Origin of the sequence: Lactobacillus sp. ESL0701, assembly GCF_029433445.1 — a bacterium.
GTDB lineage: Bacteria > Bacillota > Bacilli > Lactobacillales > Lactobacillaceae > Lactobacillus.
Window position 1 is genome coordinate 164,822 of the sequence record NZ_JAQTIC010000003.1, and the last position, 17,886, is coordinate 182,707.

General features: G+C 36.4%; 18 protein-coding genes. 13 read left to right on the forward strand and 5 right to left on the reverse strand.

Annotated elements, in window-relative coordinates; all coding sequences use genetic code 11:
- Position 1: 1 nt before the first annotated feature.
- Positions 2-586, reverse strand: a complete 585-nt coding sequence (gene clpP, locus PT281_RS03725) for an ATP-dependent Clp endopeptidase proteolytic subunit ClpP (protein ID WP_277131243.1) — start codon at positions 584-586, stop codon at positions 2-4.
- A gap of 171 nt (positions 587-757) precedes the next feature.
- Between clpP and PT281_RS03730 the strand changes: the two genes are divergently transcribed.
- Positions 758-2,491, forward strand: a complete 1,734-nt coding sequence (locus tag PT281_RS03730) for an SH3-like domain-containing protein (RefSeq protein WP_348635618.1) — start codon at positions 758-760, stop codon at positions 2,489-2,491.
- A 164-nt stretch (positions 2,492-2,655) separates the two neighbouring features.
- Here PT281_RS03730 and PT281_RS03735 read toward each other — a convergent pair whose 3' ends face one another.
- Positions 2,656-2,859, reverse strand: coding sequence for a hypothetical protein (locus PT281_RS03735; protein ID WP_277152165.1), 204 nt, complete (start codon positions 2,857-2,859; stop codon positions 2,656-2,658).
- Positions 2,860-2,908: 49 nt separating this feature from the next.
- Positions 2,909-4,348, reverse strand: coding sequence for an amino acid permease (locus tag PT281_RS03740; RefSeq protein WP_277152167.1), 1,440 nt, complete (start codon positions 4,346-4,348; stop codon positions 2,909-2,911).
- 203 nt (positions 4,349-4,551) lie between these two features.
- On the opposite strand from PT281_RS03740, the gene PT281_RS03745 reads away from it, so the two are divergent.
- The 5 genes from PT281_RS03745 (at position 4,552) to tpiA (ending at position 10,684) form a co-directional block, all read left to right on the forward strand.
- Complete coding sequence (locus PT281_RS03745) at positions 4,552-6,078, forward strand: GW dipeptide domain-containing protein (protein ID WP_277152169.1); 1,527 nt, start codon at positions 4,552-4,554, stop codon at positions 6,076-6,078.
- A 402-nt stretch (positions 6,079-6,480) separates the two neighbouring features.
- Positions 6,481-7,512: a sugar-binding domain-containing protein gene (locus PT281_RS03750; RefSeq protein WP_277152171.1), complete on the forward strand. Its 1,032-nt coding sequence runs from the start codon at positions 6,481-6,483 to the stop codon at positions 7,510-7,512.
- A gap of 63 nt (positions 7,513-7,575) precedes the next feature.
- Positions 7,576-8,592: a type I glyceraldehyde-3-phosphate dehydrogenase gene (gene gap / locus PT281_RS03755; protein ID WP_277152174.1), complete on the forward strand. Its 1,017-nt coding sequence runs from the start codon at positions 7,576-7,578 to the stop codon at positions 8,590-8,592.
- 104 nt (positions 8,593-8,696) lie between these two features.
- A complete protein-coding gene (locus tag PT281_RS03760; RefSeq protein ID WP_277152176.1) occupies positions 8,697-9,908 on the forward strand; it encodes a phosphoglycerate kinase in 1,212 nt (403 codons plus the stop codon).
- Between the two features lie 20 nt (positions 9,909-9,928).
- Complete coding sequence (tpiA, locus tag PT281_RS03765) at positions 9,929-10,684, forward strand: triose-phosphate isomerase (protein WP_277152177.1); 756 nt, start codon at positions 9,929-9,931, stop codon at positions 10,682-10,684.
- A 58-nt stretch (positions 10,685-10,742) separates the two neighbouring features.
- Here the strand turns inward: tpiA and PT281_RS03770 are convergent, their stop codons facing one another.
- The gene (locus PT281_RS03770; protein WP_277152179.1) at positions 10,743-11,576 is read right to left on the reverse strand and encodes a helix-turn-helix transcriptional regulator; all 834 of its coding nucleotides are present in this window, start codon (positions 11,574-11,576) and stop codon (positions 10,743-10,745) included.
- Positions 11,577-11,828: 252 nt separating this feature from the next.
- Here PT281_RS03770 and PT281_RS03775 point away from each other — a divergent pair, with 252 nt between their 5' ends.
- From PT281_RS03775 to PT281_RS03800, 6 genes are all read left to right on the forward strand, one after another.
- Positions 11,829-12,212 carry a hypothetical protein gene (locus PT281_RS03775; RefSeq protein ID WP_277152181.1) on the forward strand — a complete coding sequence of 128 codons (384 nt, stop codon included), beginning with the start codon at positions 11,829-11,831 and terminating at the stop codon, positions 12,210-12,212.
- Between the two features lie 63 nt (positions 12,213-12,275).
- Positions 12,276-13,028 carry a hypothetical protein gene (locus PT281_RS03780; RefSeq protein ID WP_277152183.1) on the forward strand — a complete coding sequence of 251 codons (753 nt, stop codon included), beginning with the start codon at positions 12,276-12,278 and terminating at the stop codon, positions 13,026-13,028.
- On the forward strand, positions 13,028-13,669 hold the full coding sequence (locus PT281_RS03785) for an ABC transporter ATP-binding protein (protein WP_277152185.1): 642 nt from the start codon (positions 13,028-13,030) through the stop codon (positions 13,667-13,669). The genes PT281_RS03780 and PT281_RS03785 overlap by 1 nt, the downstream gene beginning before the upstream one ends.
- Entirely contained in the window at positions 13,662-14,372 is a 711-nt protein-coding gene (locus PT281_RS03790) for a hypothetical protein (RefSeq protein ID WP_277152187.1), read from the forward strand. The genes PT281_RS03785 and PT281_RS03790 overlap by 8 nt, the downstream gene beginning before the upstream one ends.
- Entirely contained in the window at positions 14,365-14,829 is a 465-nt protein-coding gene (locus PT281_RS03795; RefSeq protein ID WP_277152188.1) for a hypothetical protein, read from the forward strand. The genes PT281_RS03790 and PT281_RS03795 overlap by 8 nt, the downstream gene beginning before the upstream one ends.
- Before the next feature lie 130 nt (positions 14,830-14,959).
- Positions 14,960-15,298 carry a YxeA family protein gene (locus tag PT281_RS03800; RefSeq protein ID WP_277152190.1) on the forward strand — a complete coding sequence of 113 codons (339 nt, stop codon included), beginning with the start codon at positions 14,960-14,962 and terminating at the stop codon, positions 15,296-15,298.
- A gap of 65 nt (positions 15,299-15,363) precedes the next feature.
- Here the strand turns inward: PT281_RS03800 and PT281_RS03805 are convergent, their stop codons facing one another.
- Complete coding sequence (locus tag PT281_RS03805) at positions 15,364-16,218, reverse strand: LysR family transcriptional regulator (RefSeq protein WP_277152192.1); 855 nt, start codon at positions 16,216-16,218, stop codon at positions 15,364-15,366.
- A 144-nt stretch (positions 16,219-16,362) separates the two neighbouring features.
- Here PT281_RS03805 and glpK point away from each other — a divergent pair, with 144 nt between their 5' ends.
- Positions 16,363-17,880, forward strand: coding sequence for a glycerol kinase GlpK (glpK, locus tag PT281_RS03810; RefSeq protein ID WP_277152194.1), 1,518 nt, complete (start codon positions 16,363-16,365; stop codon positions 17,878-17,880).
- Positions 17,881-17,886: the final 6 nt, after the last annotated feature.

Sequence of the window (17,886 nt, forward strand, 5' to 3'; positions counted from 1 at the left end):
ACTACTTCTTCTTGTTGACCATAATTTCGTCAATCAAGCCGTAATCCTTGGCTTCTTGCGCGGTCATGTAGTTGTCGCGTTCGGTATCCTTGAGGATCTTGTCTAATGGTTGACCAGTGGTCTCATGAATAATGTTGTTAATCTTTTCGCGGCTCTTCAAAATTTCAGTAGCAGCGATTTGAATATCAGTTTGCTGACCTTGAGCACCACCTAAAGGTTGGTGAATTAAGACTGTTGAGTTTGGCAATGCAAAACGTTTACCCTTAGCGCCACTAGTAAGCAAGATTGAAGCCATTGATGCGGCCATTCCAATAGCGATTGTGGAAACATCGGACTTGATAAAGTTCATTGTGTCCATAATTGCCAAGCCAGAAGTGATTACACCACCAGGTGAGTTGATGTAAAGCGAAATATCTTTGGTGTTGTCTTGAGCATCAAGGAAGAGTAGTTGCGCAATAATAGTGTTTGCCATATCGTCGTTAATTTCACCGCTTAACATGATGATTCGGTCTTTTAATAAACGAGAATAAATATCGTATGCACGTTCACCACGAGCAGTTTGTTCAATAACTGTAGGTACAAGCATGTTTCTGCCTCCTAAATTTAAGTTCTAATTATTAGCACTCTAATAAGTACAGTGCTAATTAAATCACTTACATGAGAGGCTGTCAATGAAAGTGTATCAATTTTGTATTTTTTGTAATGCCCATCTTATATTACAATATAAGGAGTATATTAAATTTTGGAGGAAAGATTTTTGAAGCATTTTACTAAAATAGCAACAATTATGACGACATTAATGATGGGCGTTTCAGTCGTAACCAGCTCATCTGCGGCAGTAGTTGCGGCCGCTACAACTGACTCTGATGCACCTGCTTCAGATACTACCAATTCGGCGACTAAGCCTGACGATACGCAAAATACAAATACCGCTACAACTGATGATAATCAGACAGATAATCCTGCTAAGCCTGATGCTGCACAGGACATGGCTAATGCTGATAAGGACAAAAAGCCGAAGGCTAAACCAAAGCAAAAGGTAATTGGTTATTCAATGATGACCAAGGTTGCCGGCAATAAGAACTACAAGGTTTGGAAAACAGTAACTGATGGTAAGGTTCATACTAAGGTTGCCGATGGTAAAATTTACCAATATAACCACATTCAGTCAGATCAATTGATTGAAACTAAAAATGCTCGCTATTGGCGAATTTATGTTGATGGTCGTGAAGTTGGTTATGTTAACGAAAATTATTTTGCTAAGAATCAAATTTCAGTACCTAAGACAATTTCTTTAGTCCGTAATGATAATTATGATTTCTTCTCATCAGATGCAATTTCTTATGTAACTAACAACATGGGGACAGTAATTGACAACGATAGTGTCAAAATTTCTAAACCGGATATTTCTTGTAGTAAGGCCAAGACTTATAATGTTAAGTATAGTTATGGTTCAGCTAAAGCCACAGTTAAGGTAACGGTGAGAAAAAGTACCAGTGAGGGGGTTGTTGATCCAACTGACTTTGCTGCTGTAACTGGCGAACCTGGTACTAATGATTATCAGACTTGGAAAAAGCATTACGGCTCATCAGTTAATTATATTAGTCCAACTGAGTACACACCGGAAACTGAATCTCACACTTTAACTAGTGGTGATTTGACGTTGAAGACTAAGTTTTATCAGCCAGTGCTTTTGAGTGTTAAAGATCCGTCAGACAATAATATTAATCGTGTCGGTCATATCCCAGAAGGGATGACAGTTTCTGACGGGTGGGCTTATACAAGTTTGTTGAGCCACACTAATTTAATGTCTGGTCACATTGTTGGTTATGATTTGAATAAGTTAAAGGATCCATATAACGCGCAACATTTGCTTGATATGTCGCAAACTGATTTTAATAATTATGTGAAGCATATTAAGGTTAGTCAATATATCCCGATTGGTCATGGTCAAGCAATGGGTGCAAGTGAAAAATATATTTATGTAATTAATAATGATCATACACAAAAGAAGAGTACTGACTCAGTTGAATTGATGCAGATTCGTAAGAGTGACATGCAAATTAACAAGATTTGGACTTTTAAGACTTGGATTGGTGATGATACCCAAACACGTTATTTCCAAAATGGTGTTGTAATGTCAGATTATGATATGTACACGGTTTATCACGATACTAAGAATAATTGTTATGAATATTGGGAATTACAGCGTAAGGGCGATAACTGGTACCCAACGCTTGTAGGTAAGACTAACGGCAATTTTGTCAATAATGGTGCCCCTGTTCAGGGCTTTGCCTATGATCCTACTAATCAGAAGTTTTACCTAGGCTTTAACGATTTGATTTTTAAGATGAATCGCAATGGTGCAATTAAAGAGGCTTACAAGTTTGACACTGGTCGCGAGATTGAGGGGATGTCAGTCAGCGATAATCAATTATACGTTAACTTGGCCCAACGTGCAGAATTGTTGGTCAGTCTGAAGATTAATTAAAAGAAAAAATAAGAGCTAACAGCTCTTATTTTTTTGTTTTTACATGTTATAGTATTAAAAAAGAAGTCCTGTTGGTATCAGGACTTCTTACATGAGTTTCCGCATAAAAGCGGTGACTTAACTATTAGTTAATAATAACCGTTAGTGTGTCAAGACTAGAGCGGTTATTTTTTCGCTTTAAAATTCTTTAAAGCAGCTCTTAGTTCATTAAATGCGCTAACTAATTTGGTGGCATTATCAGTTAATTTAATTAAACTACTGATAATTTCTGCCAGTATCCAAATAGTTGCGGCAAATGATAAATCAAAAGCAATAACAATATCCAAGGCGGCTACCTGATTAATCAACCTTTTTAATTTAGTATTCAATTTTTGCGGCAATAAAAAACCGCCCCTAAAGGGCGGTTAAATAATATAATTAATTCATTTTAGCTTCTTGATGATGCTTGATAGCCGGTAAGATTAAACCAAGAAGGAATAAAATAATTGGCGTTGCAACATTCAGTGCTAATGTAAACGGATCAGGAGAATACATTCCCATGATACAACAAGCAGCAGTAACGGCAAAGCACCAGATACCAGCCGTAAATGCCAGACCTTGATGAGTTGTCATTTGGTAAGTGTTGTCGGTAACGAATTTCTTACATTGCTTACGTAATGCAATGTAAGCTGCGAAAACCCAGAAGTAACGGATTGGCATAACAATTGAGTTTAATTTAACCAGTTGAGCCATAACTGCTTGAGCGTTTGGCATAACAGCTTGAAGAAGAATTAAACCACCAGATAAGGCGACAATTAACCAGATACCATTGATGTATGCACCGTGCTTATTTAACTTAAGCAGTTTCTTAGGGATGAAGTCTTTAGCTTCCTTGCTACCTAAGAGCATTCTTAGTGGCGCATCAATACTGATAACTAAAGTTGAGAACTGACCGATAACATTACACCAAGAATAGATATACATAAACAAACCACCAACGTGGTAGTATTGACCTAATTTATTGAAGGCCATGTAAGGACCGTTTGAAATATATTCATTTAGATTGCTGCTGACAACTTTAGGATCAAACATCATTGCCATCGCAACGGTACCTAAAATCGCTGAAATCATAACCATAACTGCTAGACCAATCATTGCTTTCGGGAAGTTCTTGGTTGGGTCCTTTAACTTGTTAACATATGGTGAAATCTTTTCAGCACCGCCGACAGCAAAGACTAGGATTGACAATGAAGTGAAATACTTCATATTAAAAGTCGGCATAAAGTTCTTCCAGTTCCAACTAATATTGAAGTAGCTGGCATGTGGGTTAATCAAAGGTGCCGCAAACATCATGATGATGAATAAAATTGACATCACAAACATTGAAGTACCAGCGATTGTTGATAAGGTCTTGATAACCTGAACACCGCGGCTGGCAACCCAGCAGAAGAATAGGAAAACTACAAGAGTGGCAAGTTGTGTCCAAGCAGTTGGCAAGCCGTCGTACCAATTGGTATTACCAAAGATGCCCCAAGCCATTCCTCTTAGTCCACCCGTTCCTTTACTGGAAATATAAACGATATGAACAGCCCAGAAGGTCCAACCAGCGTAATAAGCCCATTTTGGTCCCATTGTTGCGTTGACCCAGGAGGCAACACCACCTTCGGAATCTTTGAAGACAGAACCAAGTTCACCAACCATTAAGGCGTAAGGGATAAAGAATAGCAGGAAGATCATAATCCAGCTAAAGATAACGTGGGTCCCATCGAAATAAACAAATCCGTTAACAACATTACCAAAACTCCAAACGATAGAGAAGGCCATTGTTGCCAAGGTTGTCCACAACATTTTCTTAGAATTGTCGTGTGTTTCAATCATGAAATAATATTCTCCTTTCAGATAATAATAATTAATATTGTACACTAGGATGACTTAAAAATCTCTTGTTTTTCGCAAGTTGTTAGTCATATAGAGATTTTTTGGTGAGAAAATTATGAATTATATAACACTGGTAATTATTGAATGCAACTTATAATTGTGCAAAACTGTAATTATGCTGTTAATTAGAGAGTAGGAAAATTATGAAGAAAATACAGATTGGGAAGCGTCTACTAGTTGGTGCAATAGCTGCAACTAGCTTATTTGCGTGTAGTAATTATCATGTGGCTAATGCCAAGAGTTACAGTAAGGCTATAACAAAAGTAGCTGGCACTGGCAATTACGCAATTTATCATCATGTTTCATCTAAAGGACCAACTGGTGCATTTACGTCAACTAAGTATTTTAAGCATGCTAATTTGCAGGCAAAGCGGTCATTGACAACTAAAAAGGGTAAGTTTTGGCAAATTATTGTTGATGGTCGAATTGTCGGTTGGGTTAACCAGAACTTTTTTGCCAAGAATAAAATTGAGGTAGCCAAAAGAGTTAGTCTAGTTGAAAACAGCAATTACGAGTTCCCAACAAGGGATGCCATTAGCGTGGCTGCAAATAGTCAAGGAACAGCAATCAATCCCAGTGATATTAAAGCCTCACCGGCTAAAATCGATACAAGTAAACCGGGAACAACCACGGTTAATTTTCAGTATGGCAGTGCTAAGGCGAGCATTGAAGTAACTGTGCGTGGCAATCAAGGTGAGGGCATTACCCGAGCTGATCAAACACCAAAGAATGGTCCGACACCCGTTTCTACATGGAAGGGTAGTTCTAAATCATCATCACGCAATTGGAATGCCAAACATCATTATGGCTTTGAAACTAAAACTAATACTTTTAAAGCTGGTGATTTAACACTGAAAACCAAACTTTATCAGCCACGCTTTGTTAGTTTGGACTACAATCAAGCCGCTGATAAGATGGGCCAAGTTGGTGTAATTCCAGAAGGAATTACGGTAAACGGCAATAATTTTACAGTTGCGGTTTTCAATAATAGTAGTGATGACAAGGGGCACCTAGTTTCTTATGACTTAGCCCATATTAATAAGTATCGTGCTCAAAATTTATCGGGCTTAAGTTGGTCAACATTTAAAAATTATGCTGCTCATATTAAGGTGAGTCCTTACATTAAGTTGGGTCATGGCCAGTCACTTGGATCTTCTAGTAAGTATCTTTATGTTATGGCTAATAACAATAAGCTTCATAATTCCAGTGCTTCTGAAGAAATCTTACAAATCCGTAAGTCTGATATGCAAATTAATCAGATTTGGTCATTTAAGATTGCAAATGGTAATTCGCCGCGCTACATCCACAATGCAACCTTTAGTGGTGATAACACGATGTATTGCTTATTCCATAATGGCAGCAACGGACGCTACGAATATTGGAAAGTTACTAGAGATGGTGATACCTGGACGCCAGTTGAAGTTGGTTCTACCCAAAGCAACTTTATTGGGAATGGCTCGCCAGTTCAGGGCTTTACCTACGATGCAAGTCACAACCAATTTTATATTGGCTTTAATGACTATTTGTTCCGTGTTAGTCAAGATGGTACTTATAAAGGAAGAAATAAATTACACGTTAAACGAGAAATTGAAGGTTTAGCAGTTTCTGGCAGTAAACTTTACGTTGAATTTGCTCAACGTGGTGAATTAACGGTAGGAAAAATAAAATAGAAAAATAAAAAGCAGCTTCTCGCGAAGCTGCTTTTTTAATATGGGTCCCCTGAGAGTCGAACTCAGATTTTAAGAACCGGAATCTTACGTGCGATCCATTACACTAAGGACCCAATTAAGCACATCAACAAGTATACCAGAAAGAAGGGAAAAATAAAAACTTTTTTGTAAAATTCGCTAAAAAATTATTTTGTCACTAAAAATGCTTATATTTTATGCCATTTTAATAATTGATATTTCACTTGAATTATTTGCAAAGCATTGTTATACTGTAAGTGTCGATAGGGAAATAGCAGATTTAAGGTATAACAAGTCTATATTTCTCTTATATTTTTAGACAATCTGGGACAGTAAGTGACACATAGTGGGTCATAATTGTCCCAGCAGGGAGGAGAAAAGATTATGTACTCGGAATTCCCCGTGCTAGAAGCTCTCGTTCCTGATATCTTAAAAGTGTTTCGACAGAGGTATCTTGTTCTTGAGCAGATTTCACTTAATGCACCAATTGGTCGCAGAAGTGTAGCACAGGCTTTAGGGCTTTCTGAAAGAAACGTGCGAACGGAGACGGAATATCTTCGCGATCTCGGCTTGATTGAGATCAAGAGTTTTGGCATGTTTATGACGGAAAAGGGTAAGAAAGCCTTACAGGACGTGGCTCCTTTGATTGACCGGCACTTTAATGCCCGGCAAACAGAGATTGAGTTGGCTCAGAAGCTAGGGATTGACCGGACAATTATTGTTCCGGGTGATAGCGACTTGCAAGAACGAGTTTATGAGCGAATGGGCGAAGAACTAAGTTCGGCTTTGAATTTATTTTTGCCGCTGGGTAAGTCAATTATTACCGTTTTAGGTGGAGTTGCTCTTGCTAAATCTGCAAAGTATTTGTCCAAGAACTTGAGTGATAACCGGCAGTTGGAATTTGTTCCGGGACGTGGTGCACTGGGCGAGAATGTCGCGATTCAAAGTAACACTATTGTTCAAGAAATGGCCGCAAAAACTGGTAGTAAATATAAGACTTTATATTTACCTGAACAAATTTCAGAGCAAACGTATAGATCTCTCATTAGAGAGTCAACTTTTGCGGATGTTTTGGAAGATATCGCTAAAAGTGATGTTGTTATCCATGGCATTGGTTTAGCTCATGATATGGCTCGGCGCAGAGGATATGATTCAATTCGTTTATCTGAATTGCGCGAGAAGAAAGTGGTCACCGAATGTTTCGGGTGTTTCTTCGATGACCAAGGAAAGATTGTCGACCGCGTGCAACAGGTTGGCTTGCAGTTCGAAAATCTAAACAAAATCCCGCACATATTTGCCTTTGCTTGCGGCAGCCGTAAGGCTCAAGCAATTAAGGCTTATATGCCTAATGCTCCTCATCAAACCTGGTTAATTACTGATGAGGGAGCCTCAAATAAGATTTTAAAGGAGATTTAAGTCTCATTTAAAATAAATTGGTGTTTACAATTCTTACATAGTTCTTAAGGAGGACTTTAGAATATGACAGTTAAAATTGGTATTAACGGCTTTGGCCGTATTGGTCGTTTAGCATTCCGTCGGATCATGGATTTGGGCGAAAAGTCAAAGGATATTGAAGTTGTTGCTATTAACGACTTGACCACCCCTGCACTTTTGGCACACTTATTGAAGTATGACTCAACTCATGGTACTTTCAACCACGAAGTTTCAGCAACTGAAGACTCAATCGTTGTTGATGGTAAGAAATATCGCGTATATGCTGAACCACAAGCACAAAACATTCCTTGGGTTAAGAATGACGGCGTTGACTTCGTTCTTGAATGTACTGGTTTCTACACTAGCAAGGCTAAGTCACAAGCTCACCTTGACGCTGGTGCTAAGAGAGTCTTGATTTCAGCTCCTGCTGGCAACGACTTGAAGACTATTGTTTACTCAGTAAACGATGACACTTTAGATGCAAACGACAAGATCGTTTCAGCTGGTTCATGTACTACTAACTCATTGGCTCCAATGGTTGACGCTTTGCAAAAAGAATTCGGCATCAAGGTAGCTACAATGACTACTATCCACGCTTACACTTCAACTCAAATGATTTTGGATGGACCTGTTCGTGGTGGTAACATGCGTGCTGCTCGTGCTGCCGCAGCTAACATTATTCCTCACTCAACTGGTGCTGCTAAGGCTATTGGTCTTGTTGTTCCAGAATTGAACGGTAAAGTTAACGGTCACGCACAACGTGTTCCAGTTGTTGATGGTTCATTGACTGAATTAGTTTCAATCCTTGACAAGAAAGTTACTGCTGACGAAGTTAACGCTGCAGTTAAGAAGTATGAAAGTCCTTCATTTGCTTACAACGATGACGAAATCGTTTCAAGCGATGTTATCGGTATGACTGCTGGTGCCATCTATGACCCAACTCAAACTATGGTAACTACTGCTGGCGACAGCCAATTAGTTAAGACTGTTTCATGGTATGACAATGAATACTCATTCACTTGCCAAATGATTCGTACTTTGTTGAAATTTGCTACTCTTTAGTCATTAATTTTTGATTACTGCTGATAGTAAAAGAGAAGGCGGAGGGAAATTCTTCCTTCCGCCTTTTTTTGAAAGAAAAATAATTGAGTTATCGGAGGATATAGATGGCTAAATTAATTGTTTCAGATTTAGATGTTAAGGATAAAAAAGTTTTAGTTCGGGTTGACTTTAATGTCCCGATTAAAGATGGCGTAATTGGCGATGATAATAGAATTGTTGCCGCATTGCCAACAATTAAATACATTATTGAAAATGGCGGTAAAGCAATTTTGCTTAGTCACTTGGGTCGGGTTAAGTCAGACGACGATAAAAAAGAATTGTCACTTAAGCCAGTTGCTGAACGTTTAAGCGAACTCTTGAAGAAGCCTGTAACTTTTGTACCTGCAAACGAAGGTCAAGAAGTTGAAGATGCCATCAACAAGATGCAAGATGGTGATGTTATTGTTCTTGAAAATACTCGTTTCCAAGATATCGACAACGACTTTGGTAAGCGTGAATCTAAGAATGATCCTAAGCTTGGTGAATACTGGGCAAGTCTAGGCGACATGTACGTTAATGATGCCTTTGGTACCGCGCACAGAAGTCATGCTTCTAATGTGGGAATTGCTGAAGCAATGAAGAAGGCTGATAAGCCTGCAGCAGCTGGTTACCTGATGGAAAAGGAAATTAAGTTCTTGGGTGACGCTGTTGCTAACCCAGTTCACCCATTTGTTACCATTTTGGGTGGTGCTAAAGTTTCTGACAAGATTGATGTTATTACCAACCTGATTCCTAAGTCAGACCACATTTTAATTGGTGGTGGAATGGCTTATACATTCTTAGCTGCTCAAGGACACAACATTGGTAAGTCATTGTTTGAACCAGATAAGGTTGACCTTGCTAAGCAATTGCTCAAAGAAGCTGATGGTAAGATTGTTTTGCCAGTAGATAATTTGGCAGCAACTGAATTTTCAAATGATGCTTCTCGTGAAGTTGTTGGTGACGATATTCCTGACAATATGATGGGTCTAGATATTGGTCCTAAGACTGTTGAGAAGTTCAAGGAAATCTTGAAAGATGCTAAGACAGTTGTTTGGAACGGTCCAATGGGTGCCTTTGAAATGTCCAACTTTGCTAATGGTACTTTGGAAGTTGGTAAGGCCTTGGCAGAACTTAAAGATGCCACAACTATCATTGGTGGTGGTGATTCAACTGCCGCTGCTAAGCAATTAGGAATTGCACCTAAGATTACCCACATTTCAACTGGTGGTGGTGCTAGTTTGCAATACCTTGAAGGTAAGGAATTACCAGGAATTGCCTGCATTTCAGACAAGTAAATTAAGGAGGGAACGTTATTATGCGTACACCAATTATTGCTGGTAACTGGAAATTGCACATGAATCCAGAACAAACAACTGAATTTGTTGATGCCGTTAAAGGTAAGTTGCCAGAATCTACTAAAGTTGAAGCCTTGATCTGTGCTCCAGCTGTTGACCTTGAAAATCTAGCACAAGCTGCTAAGGGTTCTAACCTAAAAGTCGGTGCAGAAAATGCCTATTTTGAAGATGAAGGTGCCTTCACTGGTGAAACTTCACCTAAAGTTTTAAAAGAAATGGGTATGGATTACTGCATTATCGGTCACTCAGAACGGCGCGGTTACTTCCACGAAACTGACGAAGACATTAACAAGAAGGCTAAGGCTTTGCTGGCTAATGGCATTACACCAATCATCTGCTGTGGTGAATCACTACAAAGACGTGAAGCTAACCAGCAAGAAGAATGGGTAGTTGGTCAAATTGAGGAAGCTTTAAAAGGCTTATCAGCTGAACAAGTTGCTAGTTTAGTAATTGCCTATGAACCAATCTGGGCAATCGGTACTGGTAAGACTGCTAGTTCAGACCAAGCCGAAGAGATGTGTAAGACAATTCGCGACACTGTTAAGAACCTTTATAATGAAGAAACTGCCGCAAATGTTCGCATTCAATATGGTGGTTCCGTTAACCCTGACAATGTTAAGGAACTAATGGCTAAACCTGATATTGATGGTGGTTTAGTCGGTGGTGCTAGCCTCAAGCCAGATTCATTCTTGGCTTTGGTTAATTACCAAGACTAATAATATTTAAAAACCAGCTACTGCAAATAAGCAGTGGCTGGTTTTTAGTTTGGAATATTTAATTATGTAATTTTTGTTTATTGTTAATTTCCTCTTTTAGTGGTTGAGCAACAGTACTGGCGCCAATTTTATTAAGTAAGTCGGCATAGTATAAAGCTTGTTTATAGTCTTGATCGCAGAGAGCAATTTCAGAACGACAAAGAAGTGACTTATCATATTGACCAACTTCTTGTGCTAATTTATCAGCCTGAGTTAAAGTATCTTTTGCTTTTTGATAATTTTCTTCATCAATGTGTAAATTGCTTAGATTAATTAGAACGCTACATTTTAATGATTTTAAAAAAGGATAATAGTTATTGATTGTATATAAAATCTTATTAATGATTTGCTTGTTAGTTTCATAGTCAAAAGCATAGGCAATCATATTTAATAGGCAAATATCGGTAATTGTTAGAATCTTAATCTTGCTTAAATAGTCATTCCAAATAGGTTGAACCAGTTTTTTCGCCGGCTCTAGACCATCTTTTTCATTTAGTAATAAAAGTGCTTTTAATACTAAGGATATTCGTTTGAGATCGTCATCATTAGTAGCAGAACAGTCTACGATGATTTTTTTAATTTTGTCGGTTTCAGTACTAGTTTGTAAATTGAGCAGTTCATACAAAATTTTACTCTTTTTTGTCGGCAAATATCCCTTTTGAACATATTCAAATTCATTTAGACCTAAACTAAGTCGAAAAATCATTTCGTTAGCATTTTCTCGTGAAGGGTATACTTTGTCAGATTCAATCTTAGATAAGGTACTGCGATCAAATAGTCCTTCAGCTAAATCTTCCTGACTAATTGAGCGTGATAAACGTAATTGTCGGATAGTTTCCCCAAATGTGTTCATAAATATATATCATCCTTTTAATTGTTAATATATAATAATTATACTAAATAATTTTATAATTTTAAATATGTGCAAATTTTGCACAGACTTTTAAAAATAGTTGAGATATGATAAGTATCGGATATATAAAAGCTTTATAGATAATTGTTATTTATTATATAAAAATAATATTTCTATGAATTAATTATTGAAGAAGCTTGTATAGATTATCCATAGATAAATCAAATATAGATATTAGAAAGAAGAAACGTTATGAAAAATAAATTTGTTAAAGCCTTAACTGCTATTTTTATTGCTGCTTCACTAATAGCACCAGTTACAGTATCAGCTTCTCATACGTGGTATGGTACAAATATAACTTTACCTAGAGCAGGGAGAACTTGGTGGTCAACAAAAAAGCGTAAAGCTACTAGCAATACACAGGGCTTGAAAGCTAGTAAAAATAAATATCAGATTGTAGGTAATGTTGCTAATACAGGCAATAAATTAATTGGGAGTTGGAAAACTTTTAAAGCTAGAAATAAATATGCTCAATATGTAGAAACTGATGCTAAAGGATCAAAAATTAAGGCAGTATTTCAAACTAATCGATATAATCTACGCACTACCACAGGTTATTTAGAATGGCGTCCATGATCCAGTTCTAACGGTTCTCATATTAGAGAATCGTTGTTTTTTTAAGAATGAGGGAGCGCAATTATGAGCAAAATTAATCAATATCGTGGTGTAAATAAGATTAGTTGGCTGATTTTTACAAGTGCTATCATTATTTATGTCGCACTTGTTTTGATTGTGAATAATAAGATTGCTGTTGGCTATCCGTTATATTATCGGGCATTAGAAGGAAATTTTTCGCCAATTTATTTTGAATATAACTTTATTCCCGTGATCATTATCTTTCTTGGCTACCAAATAGCAACGCCGTATTGGTTTACTAGTTTTAGAGAATGGTCATTATTGCGGAGTAAACATAATATTATTTTTGAGCAAATAAAAAGTAGCTTTGTAATTACCGTTAGTTTTGTATTTATTAGTTGGTTAGTATCATATATTCTGTTGCTGCTAACCAATGGCAGTAATCCAAGGCTACCTATCAAAACTGGATTAATTGGCTTTAGTGGAAGTTTTTTAGGGACCATCGGTTTTTTGCTAGTAACGATTGTAGTAGATTTTGGCATAATTCTGTTACCACTAATTTGCAATTTATTTTTGAAGAAAAAGTGGCAGGTCTTTGCGTTAGCAATATTACTTAATTTCTTTTTGCCGATTTTTTTATTTATGCTAAAAATTCTGCCTGAAGCTGACATGCCAATTAATCTGTTAAATATATTTACTACTGCTACAAAGCCAAATCAATTGTTACAGCCAGTTATTTTAATAATTGCGACGGTTATTTGTGAAATTGTAATTATTTATGGATTGAATAAATTTCATGAAAGGACAGAGTATTAATGATGAAGGTAGTTACTCTTGAAAATGTTGAAGTACAATTTCGCAAAAATGTTCTTTTAACTAATGTCAACTTAACTGTTAATGCTGGTGATTTGATTTTATTAAACGGTGATAATGGTACAGGTAAATCTACTTTGTTAAAAGTAATTTGTGGGTTACTGCGACCTAATAATGGGAAAGTAAGTGTTTTTAATCAGGAATTATCAAAGGGCAAGTTTGCTTCTGATACTGCAGTAATGATTAATGCACCCCAATTTATCGGAAATTATAGTGGCTTAGAGAATTTATGTGCATTAGCTAGAATAAAGCATAAGATTGATGCGTCGACAGTCAAGCACTACATGAAGTTAGTCGGCTTAGATCCAGAAAATAAAACAAAAGTTAAAAAGTATTCTTTGGGAATGAATCAAAAATTAGGTCTTGCTCAAGCATTGATGGAAGATGAAAAACTTATTTTGCTTGATGAACCACTTAATGGTCTTGATAAGACTTCAAAAATAAAGCTTATTGATTTAATAGCTAAAATACATCAAGAAAAGCCCGATAAAACATGGATTATTGTTTCTCATGATGATAGTTTTAATGAAATTTGTAATCGAAAATGGCAAATTCAAGATAAAGAGTTGAGCGTGAGTGAATAAATTTATTATTCAAACAAGTTACAGAAATTTGTTAAAGCTGACATTAGCAACTATCTTGCTGGCAGCGTTTGTCTATTCGTTTTTAAGTAATTATACTCTTCCTGCCAAAATGAACATGATGTTGATTTTTGGTAATGTAGCGGTTAGTCCCGAGCTATCTTTATTTGTCCTTCCAGTGATTACATTATTTGTTGGTTTTGATATCACTAGAGTTATTGGCACGGGATTTGGTGATGTATTACAAATAAGACTAGGCAACAAAAAATCTTTGCTTGATGGTTATCTTTTTGGTGAATTTGTTTTTGCTTTAATTTTAGAGTTGGCCTTTTTCTTAGCATCAGTTTTTGCGGCAATTTTTTTAGGAATCAAGCCAACTTTTGTAATTACAATCAAGGATTTAATGCTTATATGGCTGCAAGTCTTAGATATCTATTCTTGGCTGGTATTATTCACATTGTTTCAATTATATTTTAAAAAGCAAATCATGACATTTGTAGGCGGATTAATTTTCTGCTGTTGCCTGTTTGCAATTCTGAAGGTAAATTTGCCATTGCTTCATCATTTTGCTTTTTTGCCGGGAACAGAATTATTTTTAAATTCTAATTCATTAATTTCATTACTTAATAACTATATTAGTGTGGTATGGATTATTGTTGAATTTTTAATGATTCATGTACTGCTGCTGCGAGGGGACTATGATTAAGAGAATTAGCAAAAGCCTATTATTAATTTTAATTGTAACAATTGTTTGGGGGGTCACTATACGGGAAGTAGGTAATACTAGTCAGCCGCTAGTATCAGCAACTAAGACAATTGGTGTATTTGCTACAAATTTATTTTATTGGTTTTCAATTTTATTTGTGTATGACCAAATATTTGATGATTTTTTGGAACAGAGTTTTGTCCGCATCAGATTCAAAAGTTTGGGTCAATTATGTTTTGTCATTGGGCTCAAAATATTAATTTTTACCGTTGTAAGTATCAGCTTTTTATTCGTAGTAACACTTATTTTGCTAGGAAAGTATTGTTTGCCAACTGCATTATTGTTTATCACTTTATTTATGATAATCATGCTGGTGATGGATGAACTATGGCATTTTTACCAATTAAATCAAAAATCACTATTAATTATAATTTTTGTTTTGCTTGTATTATTTTAATAAATAAAACGATAGGACACCAAATTTTACTCATACTAGTTATTGACAATATATGATAGACATGCTATTTTGTTTATATTCAATACTGTATTATTTATGCATAACACTAAGATCTTTGACGGAGACGAAAATGAAGCATATTGAAAAATTTTTCTTAAATAGTGTGATTGTCATCGTAGCCCTAATTGCATTTATCATGATAAGTCATATACCGATTGTGGATGAAGTCATTGATTACTTTAATCCGTTTATTTCAATGAGAACTGATTATGCTGAAGTGCCTCAGGGTACGCAAGATTACCGTAACATTCAGGCAGTTGATAAAGATGGGAATAAGTTACGGTATAAGCTTGAAAACTTTGGTGGTTATGATCCCAATCAAAAATATGTTGTTATTAAGCATAAGGGACAATTTGTAAAGCATATTGACTACATCCCAAAAAGTAAAATGCTAGTTACTGAAAACTAAATATAAAAATACCAGATAGGCTTTAAAGCTTATCTGGTATTTTTAGTTGCTTGTCGAATAGCACTTTATCTAACTAAGCTATTAGTTAAAATTTTATCAATAGTCGGGTCTTTATAAATTGCTACAACGTCATATTGTAAACTTGGAATATTTGGTAAATAGCAAACTTCTTTAGCATAATCTTTGGGGATGGTTAGTTCTTTAGGATAGAGTGCCATACCATGATTTAACATAATATTTGCTAGTGCTGCATCAAAACTATCTAGGTAGATAACAGGATCATAGTCAATATTCATCTTTTTTAGGATAATCCTAATCTTAGTTTGAACATCATTGTTGTCCGTTGCTGACCATTTTTGCAAAAATAATGATTGGCTGGTACTACTAGTTTCTTGAAAGTTATTGTTGACTAAAACTCCGAAATTAGCAGTACCGATACTTTTAAGATGAATATCTTTAATTTTACTGACAGCAGTAGCAAAGCCAATCAAAATATCGTAATCATTAGCGTCTAGCTTGGGAATACTGCCAGAAAAGTTTTCCGTATCTAATTGTAGTTGAATATCTGGAATTGTTTCTTTCAGGCTTTGTGCTAAATAAATAGCCCAGTGTCTAAAGCCGCGTAAATAATGGATCCGCAGTGTACTATATGAGTTATTAAGCTGGCTGACTTTTTCGCTAAAGTTATAGTAATGCTTAAGCAAGGCCACAGAATAGTGATAAAAGTTAACCCCTGCAGAAGTAACTTTAAAATGTGAAGTGGAACGATCAATCAGTTTAAGATTAATTTCTTTTTCTAAATTTTTGACAGCATTACTGATAGCAGTTTGTGAAACAAAATTTCTTTTGGCAGCTGGTGTAAAACCTTGAGTTTCAACTACATCAACAAAATATTTAATTGCCATCAAATTATATTTCATTAGTTTTCCTCGATTCATAACTTCAACTAATAAGTTATTACTATTATATGTTAGCGCTTCATATAATGACAGAGTAGAATTTTTAGTGTAACGAATAATACTTTTACTTTAAATTATTTTTAGTAGTAAAAAGGAGACGTAGAAATGGCTGAAAAATATATTTTAGCGATTGATGAAGGGACGACAAGTACACGTGCAATTATCTTGGATCATGCTGGTAAAAAGGTAATTGATTCACGTAAGGAATTTCGACAATACTTTCCTAAGCCGGGTTGGGTAGAACATGATGCTAATGAAATTTGGAATTCGGTTTTATCCACGATTGCTAATTCATTTATTAATTCAGGTATTAAGCCAGAGCAAATTGCTGGTATTGGGATTACCAATCAGCGGGAAACGACAGTTATTTGGGATAAGAAAACCGGGTTACCAGTTTATCATGCAATTGTATGGCAATCGCGGCAGACGTCGGAACTGGCAAATCAGTTAATTAAAGGAGGCTATCAAGATCTAATTCATGAAAAGACAGGTCTGATTCCTGATGCTTACTTTTCAGCTACCAAGATTCGTTGGATTTTGGACCATGTTGCTGGTGCACAAGAACGTGCTGAAAAAGGTGAGTTACTATTTGGCACGATTGATTCTTGGCTGGTATGGAAATTAACTGGTGGCAAGGTTCATGTTACTGATTATTCTAATGCCAGCAGAACCATGTTATTCAATATTTCTAAGCTTGATTGGGATAACGATATTCTAAAGCTGCTTAATATTCCACGGAAAATGCTTCCAGAAGTTAAATCTAATTCAGAAATTTATGGGCAGACAGCCGATTATCACTTTTATGGCAGTCAAGTGCCGATTGCTGGTATAGCCGGTGATCAGCAGTCAGCGCTTTTTGGTCAGTTAGCCTTTGAGTCAGGAATGGTTAAGAATACTTATGGTACAGGTGCCTTCACCGTAATGAATACAGGCGAAAAGCCTAAATTTTCTGCTAATAATTTATTGACAACAATTGCTTATGGAATTAATGGTAAGGTCAATTACGCGTTGGAAGGTAGTATCTACGTTGCGGGATCGGCAATTCAGTGGTTGCGTGACCAGATGAAGATTATTGACGATGCGCCGCAATCTGAAGAAGCAGCTCGTAATTCCACTGATCATAACGAGGTCTTTGTTGTGCCTGCTTTTACTGGTTTAGGTGCACCATATTGGGACTCCAATGTTCGGGGGTCTGTTTTTGGGCTAACTCGTGGTACTTCACGAGATGATTTTATCAAGGCTACTTTACAGTCGTTGGCATATCAAAGTCGTGATGTCATTGACACGATGCGTAAGGACACGGGGATTTCAATTCCTAAACTTAAGGTTGACGGTGGGGCTGCTAATAATGATTATTTAATGCAATTTCAGGCGGATATTTTAGGAATAGAAATTGAACGTGTCGCCAATTTGGAAACAACAGCTTTGGGTGCAGCATTCTTAGCAGGTCTAGCAATCAAATTTTGGAAAAATGTTGACGAAATTAAAAAAATTCAGAAGGTAGGGAAAATTTTCAAACCGCAAATGAATGCGGCAGAACGTGATAACTTGTATCAAGGTTGGCAATCAGCGGTTAAAGCAGCACAAAGCTTTTCATATCATCCTTATCAAGCAGAAGATTAGAAATTA